20 protein-coding genes are annotated in these 14,273 nt (G+C 39.9%); 18 read left to right on the top strand and 2 right to left on the bottom strand.

Features of this window, described 5'->3' with window-relative positions; all coding sequences use genetic code 11:
- The first annotated feature begins 54 nt into the window (after window positions 1-54).
- The 16 genes from FC30_RS07615 to FC30_RS07690 all read left to right on the top strand — a co-directional run bounded on the left by FC30_RS07615 (window position 55) and on the right by FC30_RS07690 (window position 11,166).
- Window positions 55-567 (top strand): VanZ family protein, encoded by a 513-nt coding sequence (locus tag FC30_RS07615; RefSeq protein ID WP_010688048.1) that lies wholly within the window; start codon window positions 55-57, stop codon window positions 565-567.
- 82 nt (window positions 568-649) lie between these two features.
- Window positions 650-1,381: a YebC/PmpR family DNA-binding transcriptional regulator gene (locus tag FC30_RS07620; RefSeq protein ID WP_004051694.1), complete on the top strand. Its 732-nt coding sequence runs from the start codon at window positions 650-652 to the stop codon at window positions 1,379-1,381.
- A 165-nt stretch (window positions 1,382-1,546) separates the two neighbouring features.
- Window positions 1,547-2,473, top strand: coding sequence for a ribokinase (gene rbsK, locus FC30_RS07625; RefSeq protein ID WP_010688047.1), 927 nt, complete (start codon window positions 1,547-1,549; stop codon window positions 2,471-2,473).
- A gap of 109 nt (window positions 2,474-2,582) precedes the next feature.
- The gene (gene comGA, locus FC30_RS07630; protein ID WP_010688046.1) at window positions 2,583-3,557 is read left to right on the top strand and encodes a competence type IV pilus ATPase ComGA; all 975 of its coding nucleotides are present in this window, start codon (window positions 2,583-2,585) and stop codon (window positions 3,555-3,557) included.
- A complete protein-coding gene (locus tag FC30_RS07635; RefSeq protein ID WP_050778937.1) occupies window positions 3,550-3,846 on the top strand; it encodes a type II secretion system F family protein in 297 nt (98 codons plus the stop codon). The genes comGA and FC30_RS07635 overlap by 8 nt, the downstream gene beginning before the upstream one ends.
- A gap of 13 nt (window positions 3,847-3,859) precedes the next feature.
- The gene (locus tag FC30_RS07640) at window positions 3,860-4,552 is read left to right on the top strand and encodes a type II secretion system F family protein (RefSeq protein WP_050778936.1); all 693 of its coding nucleotides are present in this window, start codon (window positions 3,860-3,862) and stop codon (window positions 4,550-4,552) included.
- Complete coding sequence (locus FC30_RS07645; protein ID WP_010688045.1) at window positions 4,549-4,851, top strand: prepilin-type N-terminal cleavage/methylation domain-containing protein; 303 nt, start codon at window positions 4,549-4,551, stop codon at window positions 4,849-4,851. The genes FC30_RS07640 and FC30_RS07645 overlap by 4 nt, the downstream gene beginning before the upstream one ends.
- Window positions 4,848-5,282, top strand: coding sequence for a comG operon protein 4 (comGD) (locus FC30_RS07650; protein WP_235804188.1), 435 nt, complete (start codon window positions 4,848-4,850; stop codon window positions 5,280-5,282). The genes FC30_RS07645 and FC30_RS07650 overlap by 4 nt, the downstream gene beginning before the upstream one ends.
- 8 nt (window positions 5,283-5,290) lie before the next feature.
- Window positions 5,291-5,545 (top strand): hypothetical protein, encoded by a 255-nt coding sequence (locus tag FC30_RS07655; RefSeq protein WP_010688043.1) that lies wholly within the window; start codon window positions 5,291-5,293, stop codon window positions 5,543-5,545.
- 10 nt (window positions 5,546-5,555) lie between these two features.
- Window positions 5,556-5,984 carry a ComGF family competence protein gene (locus tag FC30_RS07660; RefSeq protein WP_010688042.1) on the top strand — a complete coding sequence of 143 codons (429 nt, stop codon included), beginning with the start codon at window positions 5,556-5,558 and terminating at the stop codon, window positions 5,982-5,984.
- Window positions 5,981-6,262: a hypothetical protein gene (locus FC30_RS07665; protein WP_010688041.1), complete on the top strand. Its 282-nt coding sequence runs from the start codon at window positions 5,981-5,983 to the stop codon at window positions 6,260-6,262. Before FC30_RS07660 ends, FC30_RS07665 begins: the two co-directional genes overlap by 4 nt.
- A 74-nt stretch (window positions 6,263-6,336) precedes the next feature.
- A complete protein-coding gene (locus FC30_RS07670; RefSeq protein ID WP_010688040.1) occupies window positions 6,337-7,347 on the top strand; it encodes a class I SAM-dependent methyltransferase in 1,011 nt (336 codons plus the stop codon).
- Between the two features lie 152 nt (window positions 7,348-7,499).
- A complete protein-coding gene (locus FC30_RS07675) occupies window positions 7,500-8,876 on the top strand; it encodes an amino acid permease (RefSeq protein ID WP_010688039.1) in 1,377 nt (458 codons plus the stop codon).
- Between the two features lie 286 nt (window positions 8,877-9,162).
- Window positions 9,163-9,744, top strand: coding sequence for a YutD family protein (locus tag FC30_RS07680; RefSeq protein ID WP_010688037.1), 582 nt, complete (start codon window positions 9,163-9,165; stop codon window positions 9,742-9,744).
- A 16-nt stretch (window positions 9,745-9,760) separates the two neighbouring features.
- A complete protein-coding gene (locus FC30_RS07685; RefSeq protein WP_010688036.1) occupies window positions 9,761-10,531 on the top strand; it encodes a TIGR01457 family HAD-type hydrolase in 771 nt (256 codons plus the stop codon).
- Entirely contained in the window at window positions 10,519-11,166 is a 648-nt protein-coding gene (locus tag FC30_RS07690) for a TIGR01906 family membrane protein (protein ID WP_029507259.1), read from the top strand. Before FC30_RS07685 ends, FC30_RS07690 begins: the two co-directional genes overlap by 13 nt.
- A gap of 26 nt (window positions 11,167-11,192) precedes the next feature.
- Here FC30_RS07690 and FC30_RS07695 read toward each other — a convergent pair whose 3' ends face one another.
- A complete protein-coding gene (locus tag FC30_RS07695; protein ID WP_010688034.1) occupies window positions 11,193-11,834 on the bottom strand; it encodes a VTT domain-containing protein in 642 nt (213 codons plus the stop codon).
- 145 nt (window positions 11,835-11,979) lie between these two features.
- Window positions 11,980-12,987, bottom strand: coding sequence for an NAD(P)/FAD-dependent oxidoreductase (locus FC30_RS07700; RefSeq protein ID WP_010688033.1), 1,008 nt, complete (start codon window positions 12,985-12,987; stop codon window positions 11,980-11,982).
- A 145-nt stretch (window positions 12,988-13,132) separates the two neighbouring features.
- Here FC30_RS07700 and FC30_RS07705 point away from each other — a divergent pair, with 145 nt between their 5' ends.
- Together FC30_RS07705 and FC30_RS07710 are read left to right on the top strand one after the other, a co-directional pair.
- Entirely contained in the window at window positions 13,133-13,705 is a 573-nt protein-coding gene (locus FC30_RS07705; RefSeq protein WP_010688032.1) for a peptidylprolyl isomerase, read from the top strand.
- 12 nt (window positions 13,706-13,717) lie between these two features.
- Window positions 13,718-14,110 (top strand): CvfD/Ygs/GSP13 family RNA-binding post-transcriptional regulator, encoded by a 393-nt coding sequence (locus FC30_RS07710; RefSeq protein WP_010688031.1) that lies wholly within the window; start codon window positions 13,718-13,720, stop codon window positions 14,108-14,110.
- The last annotated feature ends 163 nt before the right edge of the window (window positions 14,111-14,273 follow it).

Consider the following 14,273-nt stretch of genomic DNA (forward strand, 5'->3'; position numbering starts at 1 on the left):
GTCACCTAACGAACAGGGAAAGCCCTTGCTCGTTTTTGGTCATAAGGATAAAAAATGAAAACAAACAAATTATTTAATTGGCAAAATTTATGTTTATTTGGGGCTGGGCTCATTATACTCGTATTGTTTATCAGTTCATCAATGCCCTACACTAAACAAACTTCAGTCCCATTTTTAGAACAGCATCTAGCCCAAAAGCCACTCGAAAATTGGTTAAGTCAAATTTCATTCAGATATGCTGGGAAAGAGATCAGTATCGCAAATATTGGCTATTATAAATTTGTGGAATTTTTTATCCGCAAAGGGGCCCATTTTGGGACATATTTTCTACTAGGAGGGCTTACCGCTTTAGGACTCGCCCGCTATTGGTCTAAGTTAGGACACGTAGCGTTTGTTAGTTGGGCGTTAGCAACGCTTTATGCCGAGACTGATGAACTTCACCAAATGTTTACTGGTGACCGGACACCACTGATCCAAGATGTGATCTTAGATTCCTGTGGAGCGTTATTAGGGGTCATGTTGGCAGTATTGTTTTTATATAGGTTGCAAAAACGGCGAAATCGTTGAGAATCTTGCAACGGATAATATTTTTTGTTAAAATATACACGGCTTATTGCTAAATTTTACTTTTCGGAAAGAGGTATTAGAAATGTCAGGACATTCAAAATGGCATAACATCCAAGGGCGTAAAAACGCTCAAGATGCAAAACGTGGAAAAATTTTCCAAAAAATCTCGCGAGATCTATACATGGCTGCAAAGAGTGGCGGTCCTGACCCAGACGCCAACCCACAATTGCGCCTTGTAATGGAAAAAGCACGTGCTGCTAACATGCCAAAAGATAACATCAAACGTGCCCTTGATAAAGCTACTGGTGCAAATGGTGCTAACTACGAAGAGATCACTTATGAAGGTTATGGCCCAGCTGGGGTAGCGATCTTAGTTCACGCTTTGACAGATAACCGTAACCGGACTGCTTCGGCTGTGCGGACTGATTTCAACCGTAACGGCGGTAACTTAGGTGAAACAGGTTCCGTTAGTTTCATGTTTGATCGTAAAGGTTACATTGCGATCGTGCGTGAAGACCTAGATGTGGATGAAGATCAAATGTTTGAAGATGTGATTGAAGCAGGTGCTGAAGATCTGCAAACATCTGATGAAGTCTTTGAGATCTATACAGAACCAAAGATCTTCGAAGATGTACGTGATGCTTTACAAGCTAAGTATGACTTAGATTCAGCTGAGATCACGATGGTACCACAAAATACGGTCCCAGTTCCAGAAGACAAGGTCGAACAATTACAACGTTTGATCGATCGCCTTGAAGACGAAGATGATGTGTCTGAAGTATTTACTTCAGCTGAATTTCCAGATGAAGACTAATTAAACATAGGGTTGCAATTTTTGCAGCCCTTTTATTTTACATAAAAATCCAGGAATGCCAAGTATTTTAACGCTATTTATGCTATAATATGGACTGTGACTAAAGATTTGGATTTTCAAATTACGTTAAAAGATATGCTAGTAATAAAACTTATGGAGGGAACTATGGTCAATAGAGTAACAGTTTTAGGCAGCTTGAACGTCGATAATATCATGCAAGTCAAGCGTCTGCCGTTGCCCGGTGAAACAATGACGATGTCAGCTAAAAAAATTGCAGGAGGAGGCAAGGGTGCTAACCAAGCGATCGCTGCTGCTCGCTCTGGGGCCCAAACCGCTTTTATCGGTAAAGTAGGAGCTGACGAACAGGGACGTTTGATGAAGGGTTACCTCGAAGATGCAAAGATCGATGCAACTAGTGTGACGTTGGCAACTGAAGAAACTGGCCAAGCATTTATTTTATTACAAGAAAACGGTGAAAATAGTATTCTCGTCTTAGGCGGTGCTAATCAAGCGATCACTGATGACGATATCGAAGCTGCCAAGGAAAAGATCACAACAGCAGATTTCTTGATCACTCAGTTTGAAACACCGATCGAAGCTTCGATCACGGCTTTTAAATATGCTAAAGAAAATGATGTGGTAACGATCTTAAATCCTGCACCGGCCAAACGTGTGCCAGAAGCATTGCTTAAAAATGTTGATCTGATCGTATTAAATGAGACCGAAACAGAATTGTTGACTGAGATCAAGATCGATGAAGAAGAATCTTGGCATCAAGCTGCAGCTAAGTTAGCTAAAATGGGTGTGAAAAATACAATCATCACTTTAGGAAGTAAGGGTGCTTACTATAAGACGACAACTGCTGAAGGCTTTATCAAGGCTTTTAAAGTTGCTACTTTGGATACGACAGCAGCAGGTGACACTTTCCTAGGTGCGCTTAGTTCGCAATTACACAAAGATCTCTCTAATATTGAAGAAGCGATCGTTTTTGCTAGCATGGCTTCGGCTTTGGCTGTACAAAAATTGGGGGCGATCCCATCGATCCCACAATTAAGTGAAGTCAATGACGCTTTAGGTGAAGCAAATTTTTAATAATATAACGACATTTGATGACTGTTGCGGCAGTCATTTTTTTTATCCCAAAATTCAAAAAATATTTTTCCCTGCTTTGCGTATTTATAAAGTGAAGGAGGGATGAAAGATGGAATTAGCAACGAAACTATTGACGGATGCGGTAGCTGTATCGGCCTTAGATATTTTACTTTTGCCGACCAAAACGTGTTATCAAGTTAAATACTTTATCCGTAATCGTTATCTTGTCCAAAGTGAATTAACTTTTGAACAAGCCCAAAAGTTGCTGGCCTTTTTTAAGTTCAAAGCGGATATGATGCTAAGTGAACATCGGAGGCCACAATTAGGTGCGTGGCAACAAAAGATCGGCAAGCAGCAGCTGTACCTGCGTTTTTCGACAGTTGGTGATTTTTTAGGTCGAGAATCAATGGTCATTCGATTGATATATCCACTAAAAAGCGTCAAATATCAATATTTAGTACCCGAGCAATGGACGCTCTTAGAACAAGCGTGTCAAAAACGGGGACTGGTTATTTTTGCTGGTCCGATGGGTTCGGGAAAGACCACAGCAATGTATCAACTGGCTAAAAATCAAAAGCAACAGCAGGTAATGTGTATTGAAGATCCGATCGAGATCAGAGAAGATAGTTTTTTGCAAGTCCAAGTAAATCCAAAGGCTCAAATGGATTATTCGACTTTGCTCAAAGCCGCGTTAAGACATCATCCAGATATCTTTATCGTCGGTGAGATTCGTGATCGGCAAACTGCTCGTGCTGTGCTGACAGCTGCTTTAAGTGGGCATTTAGTTTTGAGTACATTGCATGCAACCAGTGCTTATGGTGTTATCGAGCGTTTAGCCGACCTAGGGATCACGTGGTCAGAATTGGAAAGTGTTTTGCAATTGGTCTCATATCAACGTTTGCTACCATTAAAGTCAAAAGGCCAAGCGGTTTTGTTTGACATCATTCAGCAAGATGAGCTTTTTAGCGCAAATGTAGAGCGAGCAAATAGTGGGATGTCAGCAGATTGGGGGCGCTATCTTGAACAAAATGCGACTAAGGGAAAAATTACCGTTGCGACAGCGAAAAAATTTGTACATGGCTAAGTGGACTTTGCGACAACAAGCGAATTTTTTTGATCTCTTAGCTGATCTCTTAACGGCAGGCTTTTCACTCAAACAAGCCTTACAGAGTTTAAAGATGTTTTTGCCCAAAAATGGGTTGGCGACGGTGATCGCAGAGTTAGAAAACGGTCAAAGCTTCAGTCAGGCCTTAAGATCTAAGGTGACAACTAATATTTACTGTCAGCTTGTGATTGCTGAAAAACATGGTAGTGTAGATCAAAGTGTTTTGCAGTTAGGAAAGTACCTAAAAAAAGTGTGTGCAACAACGTGAGAAGTTACAGTCATTGTTGTTATACACAGCGATCATTTTAGGATTATTATTTTTTTTGATGATCGCTTTGAAGATATGGTTGGCGCCTGAGATCGCACAATTTTCAGTCTCAACGACTGGTAAAGATCCATTTTCTTATCTGAACTTTGTTAAATTGGGTGGTCTGGGCTTGTTGAGTTTATTAAGCTTAGGGGGACTCTACTTTTTTTACTGGTGGAAAAAGCAGTCGATCTTGGGGCGGCACAGTTGGTATAGCAGCTTACCGATCGTTGGTAGCCTATATCGTCAATATAATTGTTATTATTTGACCTTTAATTTGGGATTACTGATCGAAAGTGGTTTGGAGTTTCAACAAATTTGTAGATTGCTAGAACAGTTTGAGGAAAAAAGTCTACTTTATCACTTGGGTCATGCCTTTTCACGGCGGTTAGCCCGTGGAGAAAATTTGGCACAGATCTTGGGGTACTATCCATTTATTTCACCTGAATTGGCGCTTTTTTTTCAAAAAGGTCGTTCGAAAGAAGAGATCGGTAAAGATCTATTGGCTTATTCCAAACTCGCCTATCAAAAATTATTAGAGAAAACGGATCAGTTGTTAGCTTGGATCCAACCGTTATTGTTTATGGTGATCGCAATAGTGATCATTTGCACATACTTAGCGTTATTATTACCGCTATATTCAAGTTTAGGGGGACTATATAAATGAAAAAAACTAAGATGAAAGCCTTCACTTTGGTGGAAATGGCGATCGTGATCTTTATCATCAGTTTGTTGATCTTGATCATCATTCCTAACGTCGCTAAACAGCGTTCCAATGCTGAAAATGTCAACACTCAAGCCTTACAAGCCGAGTTGGATACCCAAGCTCAACTATATGCCGATGAAAAAGGAACGGCGATGGAAAATGTTGCTCCAACAGATCTCGAAAAAGCTGGATATTTGACAGCTAAGCAAGTCGCTGCCATCGAAAAACATCATCTTAAAGTCGAAAAGAAAGATCAATGACCATGAAAGTTCAAGGCTTTACGCTGGTTGAAGTGACCTTAACGCTTTTTATTGCAACTTGTATATTTTTATTTGGGATCGGTCCAGGGATGCATACATTAGCTAGTTTACAAGAAAAGCTGTTCTTTAATGAATTGCGTCAAACCTGGTTTGCAGCGATCTATCAAGGAGAGCAACAAAAGCAATATACTTGGATCCAATTTGAACCAAAACAGGTCAAGTTTAGTGTTGGCCAAAAGGCCTTAAAAATTCTGATATACCAAAAATCATTGACGCCGACGACCGATCACCAAGAGTTATCGGTGAGTGGTCTAGGTTCACTTAGTCCTACGACGGAAACTTTTACTTCAACTTTAGGTAAAGAGTATCAAGTGCATTTTCAATTAGGGTATGGCACACAATATCGGATCGAAGAACATGTTAAAAGGTAGGTGATAGTGTGCACGTACGGGCTTTTTTGTTGGCTGATGCACTCAGTGGGATGAGTGTGTTATTAGTCATCAGTACGTTATTGTATCTGACAGATCTGCGTTTGCATCAAGCGACAACACAAGCTTATTTACAAGTTCAAGTAGCTCAAAAGTTACTAGTGCAGAGTCAAGCACAAACGACAAAAGCTAAAGGGGGAAAAATTGAAGTTCAGATCACAGATCGAGCCGGGCATCCAGTTACACTTGAATTGCACAAAGATTAGGGGCTTTACTTTGATCGAGGCCACGGTTGCGCTAGTAGTGACAGCTATGGGTCTAGCGTTATTAGCGGGTATCGGCTCGAATATGCAAAAACAAATGGTAGCAAAACAGGAAATTGATCAGTTTGAGTGGGAACGTTTTGTGAGTTTGCTACAAAATGAGCGCCAACATTTTGCCTTAGTAAAAAAGCCAGGTGAAAATGTGGAAAATATCTATTTGTATAGTCGAAAAGCTAAAAAAGATTATATCGTTCATTATGAAAGTGAACGTGATAAAGTGATCATGGAGACGGCATCTGGTGGTTATATGCCGTTATTATATCGAGTATCTAGTTTTCGTGCTATCAAGCAAGATAAGACGATAAAAATAACCGCCCAGATCGATCAAAGGACTTATCAGACGACCTTTAGTTTACCACTACAGAAAGAAAGTGGACTATGAAACTAAAAGGAACATTGCTGAGTTCAGCACTATTGATGTTAGTTTTGGTGACTGCTGTTTTTTATGCGCAATTGTTAGGACACCAGCTCCAGCAATTGACATATCAACGGCAAAGCATGTATTATCGTGCGCGTACCTTAGCTGTGTTAGCCCAAAAACTTGATTTAAAGCCTGGGCAAAAGGCGAGTTCAGCTCAAGGACAAGTGGAAATGTTAAAAGATCAAGTCAGAGTGCTTCTTCCCAATGGCCAAAAATATACCCTGGATCAAATCGACTAGATACCACGACTTGAAATTCTAGTAGGATGTGCGATAATAAGACATTAGTAAAAAAGTTGATTAGGGTGTGAAAAATGGCATTAGCAAAAGTAGAAGAAAAATTTCAATTATTGAATGAAGCGATCGAGCTCTTGCAAAAAAATGTAGAATGTTCAGCATTAGATGCTTTGATCGAGACATTCGAGAATTTGTTAGATGATGGTCGAGTTCATGTTGAAGATGGAACACCAGATGAAGCAACAGTCGCTAAGCTAAAAGATCTCTACCAAAAGATCGATTTAGCTTCTCTATCTAAAGAAGAACGACGCTCAGTATTGCAATTGTGCCTTTTACAAGCTTATAAGCGTGAAAAAGTCCAAGTAAATCACCAAATGACACCCGATACGATCGGATTTTTATTGGCATATCTGATCGAAAAAGTTGGGAAATATACGGCTGGCCTAAAATTGTTGGATCTAACAGTTGGGACAGGAAATTTGTTATCAGCGATCCTGAGCACCTTAGAGAAGAGTGGCTGGAAAGAGCTTGACGTCTATGGGGTCGACAACGATGATACGATGTTAGCTTTAGCCAATATCTCGGCTGAATTGATGCAAAGTAAAACGCAATTAATCCATCAAGATGCATTGGCTGAGTTGCAAGTACCACCAGCTGATATTGTCGTAGCTGATCTGCCGGTCGGTTATTATCCACTTGATAGTCGGGCAAAAGAGTATCAGACAGCATTTGCTGAAGGGCATTCTTACGTGCATTATCTATTGATCGAACAAGCGCTTGAGCAATTAGTAGCTGGCGGTTGGGGCGTTTTTGTCGTTCCACGTGGGATGTTTGAAGCGCCTGAAGCTAAACGATTACTGCAATTGATCCAAGAAAAAGGCTATTTGCAAGGACTACTCAATTTACCACAGCAACTATTTATCAATGAAAATTCACAAAAATCGATCTTGCTCCTGCAAAAGAAGGGAGCACAAGCTAAGCAAGCTGAACCTATCTTGCTAGGAGAATTTCCACTGATGAAAAATCAATCGGAGTTTGTTGAATTTATGAAAGAGATCGATAACTGGCAAGCCCAAAACTTTGCTTAAAAGATAAAGAGTTACTTTCCCTAAAAGGGGGAGCAACTCTTTATTTGTTCCTGTGGTTGAATTTTATTCATCTAAAAATGAAATAGTTGAATTTTACTTAACTAAAAGATTAAGCTAAACTTAATTATATAAAATATTAAAGGAGTTTTTTGATGGAAAATGAAGAGCAATATGCCCGTGGCTTAAAGAGCCGGCATGTCCAGCTGATCGCATTAGGCGGAACGATCGGGACCGGGCTATTTTTAGGTTCAGGGAAATCGATCCAGTTAGCAGGACCTTCGATCGTCTTAGCCTATCTTATAACAGGTGCGATCTGTTTCTTGTTGATGCGTGCGATGGGGGAATTGCTACTTTCAGATTTAAAGAGCCATTCGTTTATTGATTTTATTGAACGCTATTTAGGCAAAGATATTGGTTTTATCACCGGCTGGACGTATTGGGTCTGTTGGATCACGATCGCGATGGCTGATGTGACGGCAAGTGGGATGTACATCCATTATTGGTTCCCACATATTCCCGAGTGGATCCCTGGTTTTGTCATCTTAGCGATCTTGCTGGCCCTGAATTTGATCACCGTTGCTTTGTTTGGTGAAACTGAATTCTGGTTTGCGTTGATCAAGGTCATTGCGATCATTGCATTGATCGTGATCGGGATCGTTTTGGTCGTGATCGGTTATGAAACACCTAGTGGACATGCTTCTGTGATGAATTTAGTTGATTATGGTGGCCTTTTCCCTAAAGGTTTAGGCGGATTTTTGATGTCATTTCAAATGGTAACATTTGGTTTTATCGGGATCGAAATGATCGGTGTCACTGCTTCTGAGACACAAGATCCTAAAACCGTGATCCCTAAGGCGATCAATGAGATCCCACTTCGGATAATTATTTTTTATGTGGGCTCATTACTAGCCTTGATGTGTATCTATCCTTGGCGATCGATCACACCAGATCAAAGTCCATTTGTTCAAGTTTTTGAAAATATTGGTATTCCTGCTGCGGCTGGAATTATTAATTTTGTTGTTTTAACAGCAGCTGCTTCAGCATGTAATAGTTCAATCTTTAATACTGGTCGAATGGTCTTTTCTTTGACATATAAAGAAAAAGGTCGCTTTGCTAAAAAGATGAGCAAACTTTCACGGCATCAAGTTCCAGCTAATGCGATCCGCTTTTCAACAGCAGTGATCGCTTTAACAGTCGTAGCCAACTTAATGATCCCAAACACATCTCTCTTTACTTTTATCTCGAGTGTAGCAACAACATGTTTCCTCTTTATCTGGGGTGCGATCGTGGTCGCTCACTTGAAATATCGTAAAGAGTTGAAAGCTAAGGGACAAAAAAATGAATCTAATTTCAAGATGCCACTTTATCCAGCATCAGACTATGCTGTCTTGATCTTTTTAGCTTTTGTTTGTGTGATCATGTGCTTTGAACAAGCCACTTTGATCGCGTTGCTAGCTTCATTAGTTTGGTTTGCAGCACTCTTTATGTTGAATAAATTGCGTAAGAAGCATTTATCTGAAAATCAATAGAATGTCGTATGAATAACGAGGGTCCTACTATGATGCGTATTTTTTGCATCGTGGTGGGACCCTTGGCGCATTTTTTGAGCGCCACTATTTTTGCTTTGGTCTAAGCAGTTACCTTTTACGTGATTTTCAGCTATACTATATTAGAGATATATCAATCATGATAGTATATGTGATTCACCCGAAAGACAAATGTGGTGTGAATGAGACAAAAAAATCTAAGAAAGGAGAGGCTATATTTCTTTCGCAAGCAATATGCTTGACTACATTTTATATAGCAGGAATTTTTTTGAATAGTGAAAAAAAGGAACGCAGAGAAGCACAGCTAGCTAAGAAAGCTGAGACGATCAAAGCTTTTGCGAGTGAAGTTATCTTGCAAAGTCCTACCCAGATGTTGATCGATGGGCGCCCATATATTTTAGAGAAGAATTATCGCAATGGATTTGAGGTCGAAAAGTTAGAGGAACGTTTTAGCAATATTTTGACCAAGTATGATTACATTGTAGGTGATTGGGGTTATGATCAATTGCGGCTGCGAGGCTTTTATGCTGCCGGTAGCAATAAAGGAACACCGACGCAAAGCATTGAACGCTTACAGGATTATCTTTACGAATACTGTAATTTTGGCTGTGCTTATTTTGTCTTGCGCAACTTAGATGTTCAGACTCCAACACCATCGCATAACGGTGGTAAAAATAAAAAGACCAGCCATAAGCGGCGGACACAAAATAGAAAAGAAAAGTCGCAAAAGCCATATACAGCACAACGTGTATATGATATAAATAAAAAGCAACCTCGGTCGAAAAAATGTACGACAGACCAGGTCAAAAAACGCAAACGGCGCTTTACGATCCGCCAAAAAAATAAATAAGGGGTAGTTTACCAAAATGAAAAAATATGCAGGCTATATGATCGATCTTGATGGCACGATCTACCGTGGTAAGGAAAAGATCCCAGCTGCGAAACGTTTTATCGAAAATTTACAGGCTAAAAATATTCCATTTCTCTTTGTGACTAATAATAGTACACAAGCACCGGAAAAAGTCGTTGCTAATTTAGCGAAGAACTTTGATATTCATGTTACAGTCAATAATGTTTTTACTTCGGCCTTAGCGACAGCAGACTATATTGCTGATCTGGATAGTGAAAAAAGAACAGCTTATGTGATCGGTGAATTAGGGCTAAAACAAGCTATTTTAGATCGAGGCTTTAAATTTGAGGAGACAACACCTGATTATGTAGTTGTAGGGTTGGATTATGATGTAACGTATCATAAATTTGAATTAGCAACATTAGCGATCAAGCGTGGGGCTACTTTTATTGGAACGAATGCAGATACAAATTTACCTAATGAGCGTGGCTTAGTTCCTGGGGCAGGCTCAGTGATCGCCTTAGTTGAATGTGCAACACAGCAAAAAGCGCAATATGTTGGTAAGCCAGAAACGATAATCATGGAAAAAGCTTTGAAGCGCTTAGGTCTAGCTAAAGATCAAGTAGCAATGGTCGGTGACAACTACATGACGGATATTCAAGCTGGGATCAATTTTGGGATCGATACGATCTTAGTTTATACAGGCGTCTCAACGAAGGAACAAGTGGCTGATAAAGCTATCAAACCGACAGTTGAGCTCGATTCTTTAGACCAATGGAAAGTCTAAGCGTTCGATATCTAAAAGAGGCCGGGCTCCAGCTTTTGGTGCTGTTATTTTTAGTGACGTTTTGCATAACGCTAACGATCAATTTCCATCCACTTTACTGGTGGTTCATGCACCATTACAAACTGTATCAAGAGGTCGGTCTGACAAAACAAGGGCTACGGGATAACTATTTGTCATTGCTGGCATATCTCAATTATCCGTGGGTCACAGAGCTCAAATTATCTTTACCGATCTCCTATAATGGCATGCGGCATTTTGAAGATGTCAAACGGCTATTTTTCTTGAATTATAGTGTTTTAGCCCTGACTGCTTGGCCAGCGCTACGTTATTTATATGATCTGACACTAAAAAAACGGCTTTGGCTCTTACAAGGAAAGATCTATGGTCTAAGTTTGATCGTAGCCGGATTTATTTGTTTTATAGTGGTCGATTTTGAAGATTTTTTTATCTTCTTTCATGAAGTGTTATTTAGAAATGATGACTGGATATTTGATCCGAATTTAGATCCGATCATCAATGCTTTGCCAAGTGAGTATTTTTTAGCGTGTTTCGGCATATTTGTGGGAACATTTACTTTGAGTTTACTTGGCATCTATCTTATTGGAAAATGGCAATTAAAAAACGTGGTCGCTTAAATTGACCACGTTTTTTTGTGTTGATATTATTTTTTTGAAGTTTTTGATTTGATTGCCCCAATGATCGCTGGAATCAAAGAAACAGCGATGATCCCGATGATGATCAAGGAGAAATGTTCTTTAACGATCGGGAAATTACCAAAGAAATAACCTGCACCACAGCAAAGTGTTACCCAAGCCGTTGCACCGATCAAACAGTAACGGATAAAGGTCTTGAAATTACCACCACTACCGCCGTAAACAAAGGGTGCCAATGTACGGATGATCGGCATGAAACGGGCTAATGAGATCGCGATCCCACCGTGCTTGTCGAAGAATTCTTCGGTTCGTTTTAAATCAGACTCTTTGATGATCCGACTGAAAAATTTAGTCTTAGTCAATTTTTTACCTAGATAATGCCCGATAAAGAAGTTAAGTGAGTCACCTAAAACAGCGGCGAACCAGAAGAGGGCAACAAAGATCCAAATATCTAGGCTATATTTAGGATTTGCCGACATTGCACTGGCGGCAAATAAAAGCGAATCTCCGGGTAAAAACGGCATAATAACAGCACCGGTCTCGATAAAGATGATCGAAAATAAGATCAGGTAAGTCCAATCACCGAAGAGATTAACGATCGTAACTAAGTGGACATCGATGTGTAAGATAAAATCAATTAGTTGTGACATTGCTATAGGCGTTCATTGTCGGCTGTAAAAACATGAACATATTCCTTTCGTAATTGTAGTTGTTGATTTTTGACAACTATAGGAGAGTGCCGACAGTAGCGTTTACTCTCTTATATAAATATACTACACTTTTAGCTTAATGTACTTAATTATCTTGAGCAGCTTCAAATTTTTTAATTAGCTGCGTACTATGAGCAGGTTGGCGTTTTTCCGGATAGATCCGCAGTAGTGCGCTATTGATGACGCTAGGAGCTTCGCCAAAACCGGTGGCCATCAAATTTAATTTATCAGCTTGGGCGGCGATATCCCCGATCGCGTAAACGCCAGGGATCGAGGTCTCATTTTTAGCATTGACCGCGATATTATGATGGTCAAGTTCGAGTGCCCAACTTTCGAGTAACTTGGAACTTGAGGCAAACCCGTAATTGACTAGAAGGTGATCGACAGTCAATTCTTTTTTCTCAGCACTTCGAGGTTTTTCCAGGCTGATGCAAAGTTTATCTTGGATAGAAGAAAGATCAGTGATCAAATATGGGGTGTGTAGGATCGTGTCGGTTTCTTTCAGCGCCGAAACACTAGATTCTAAAGCTCTGAATTTATCCCGTCGGTGGATCAAGTGAACAGCTTTAGCGACCGGTGCTAATTCTAAAGCCCAATCAACTGCTGAGTCACCACCACCTGCGATCGCCACTTCTTTATCACTAAAGTCCTTGAGATCTTTGACAAAATAGTGGAGTTGTTTGCCTTCGAATCTTTCTGCTGCTGCTACCTTTAATTTACGTGGTTCAAAAGCCCCAGCTCCAGTAGCGATAATGATCGTTTTTGAATAAGTTGTTCGCTTGGAAGTTTTGATCTCAAAGCCACCATCGATTTGGGTGAAGCTTTCCACGCGTTCATTTAAAAAGATATCAGGATCGAATTTTTCGACTTGTTGTTTTAGATGATCGATCAATTCTGTTCCGGTGATCTCGGAAAAAGCAGGGATATCGTAGATCTTTTTCGCAGGGAATAAGGCGCTGACTTGGCCCCCTAACTGTCCTAAACTTTCGATGATCTGGGTTTTGGCCAAGCGCATCCGAGCATAGGTCGCCGCAAACATGCCAACTGGACCACCACCGATGATCGTAATATCATAAAATTCTTTAGCTACCATAAAGAGGTTGCTCCCTTCATAATTCTTGTCGGTTAAAGTTACAATATCATATTAAAGGTGTAAAATAAAATTGGCAATAACTTGTGAGTTAAAGTATCATATCTAAATGAAAGATATATTTATAGAGATAAGGAAGAAATAATAGATGGAGTTTTTACAATTAGACACTGGTAAATTGATCTCAAGTGCGGTCATCAAAACAAATTTGGGCGAGATAACCTTGGCGCTTTTCCCTGAGCAAGCCCCTAAAACGGTCGAAAATTTTGTGACTTTGGCCAAAAACGGCTACTACGATGGCGTTATCTTTCATCGTGTGATCTCAGATTTTATGATCCAGACCGGCGACCCTACTGGAACTGGAATGGGGGGCGAAAGTATCTGGGGTGAAGCCTTTGAAGATGAGTTTTCCGAGGAGCTTTATAATTTGCGGGGCGCTGTTTCAATGGCCAATGCTGGCCCTAATACGAATGGAAGTCAATTCTTTATCGTTCAAAATAAAAATATGCCTAAGCGTATTATCAAGCAATTAACGACCTATCCTAAAGAAATAGTTCAAGCATATCGTCAAGGCGGGACCCCTTGGTTAGATGGACGCCATACTGTTTTTGGTCAGGTCATTTCTGGTATGGAAGTAGTTGATAAAATTGCTAAAGCTAAGACTGGTTGGGGCGATAAACCTAAAAAAGAAATTGTAATTAAAAATATCGAAATACTATAGAGGTAGTTGATCATGGAAATAACTTATCGTATCGGAATGGTACTGGAAGGATATGTGACCGGGATCCAACCTTATGGTGCTTTTGTCGCGCTTGACGAGGAGACACAGGGATTGATCCATATTTCCGAGTGCCATCATGGTTTTGTAGATGATATCCAAAATTATTTAAAAGTCGGACAAAGAGTGCGAGTGATGATCATCGATATCGATGAGTATACTCAAAAGATCTCGCTTTCGGTCAGATGTTTGGAGAAGACTTTTGATTTTAACCAACCACGGCATACGCGTTATCAGCATAAGAAATATTGGACTAATCGACATGTATATGAAGGTTTTACCCCAATAGCCAAACGTTTGGATCGTTGGGTCGATGAAGCTTTGGCCGACATTGCAGCCGGAAAATAAAGTATTTGGAGCAGAAATAAAAAATTTCTGCTTTTTTTTATAAAAAAATGTTGACGTTCTTTCACTGATGTTGGTATACTATAAAAGTTGCTGATGCAGAGCAGTTACTTAAAAATATAATATAAAAAAGATGTTGACATCATCTTGAAAATCATGATATTAT

The sequence above is a fragment of the Ligilactobacillus animalis KCTC 3501 = DSM 20602 genome (genome assembly GCF_001434535.1).
In the GTDB taxonomy this organism is placed as follows: domain Bacteria; phylum Bacillota; class Bacilli; order Lactobacillales; family Lactobacillaceae; genus Ligilactobacillus; species Ligilactobacillus animalis.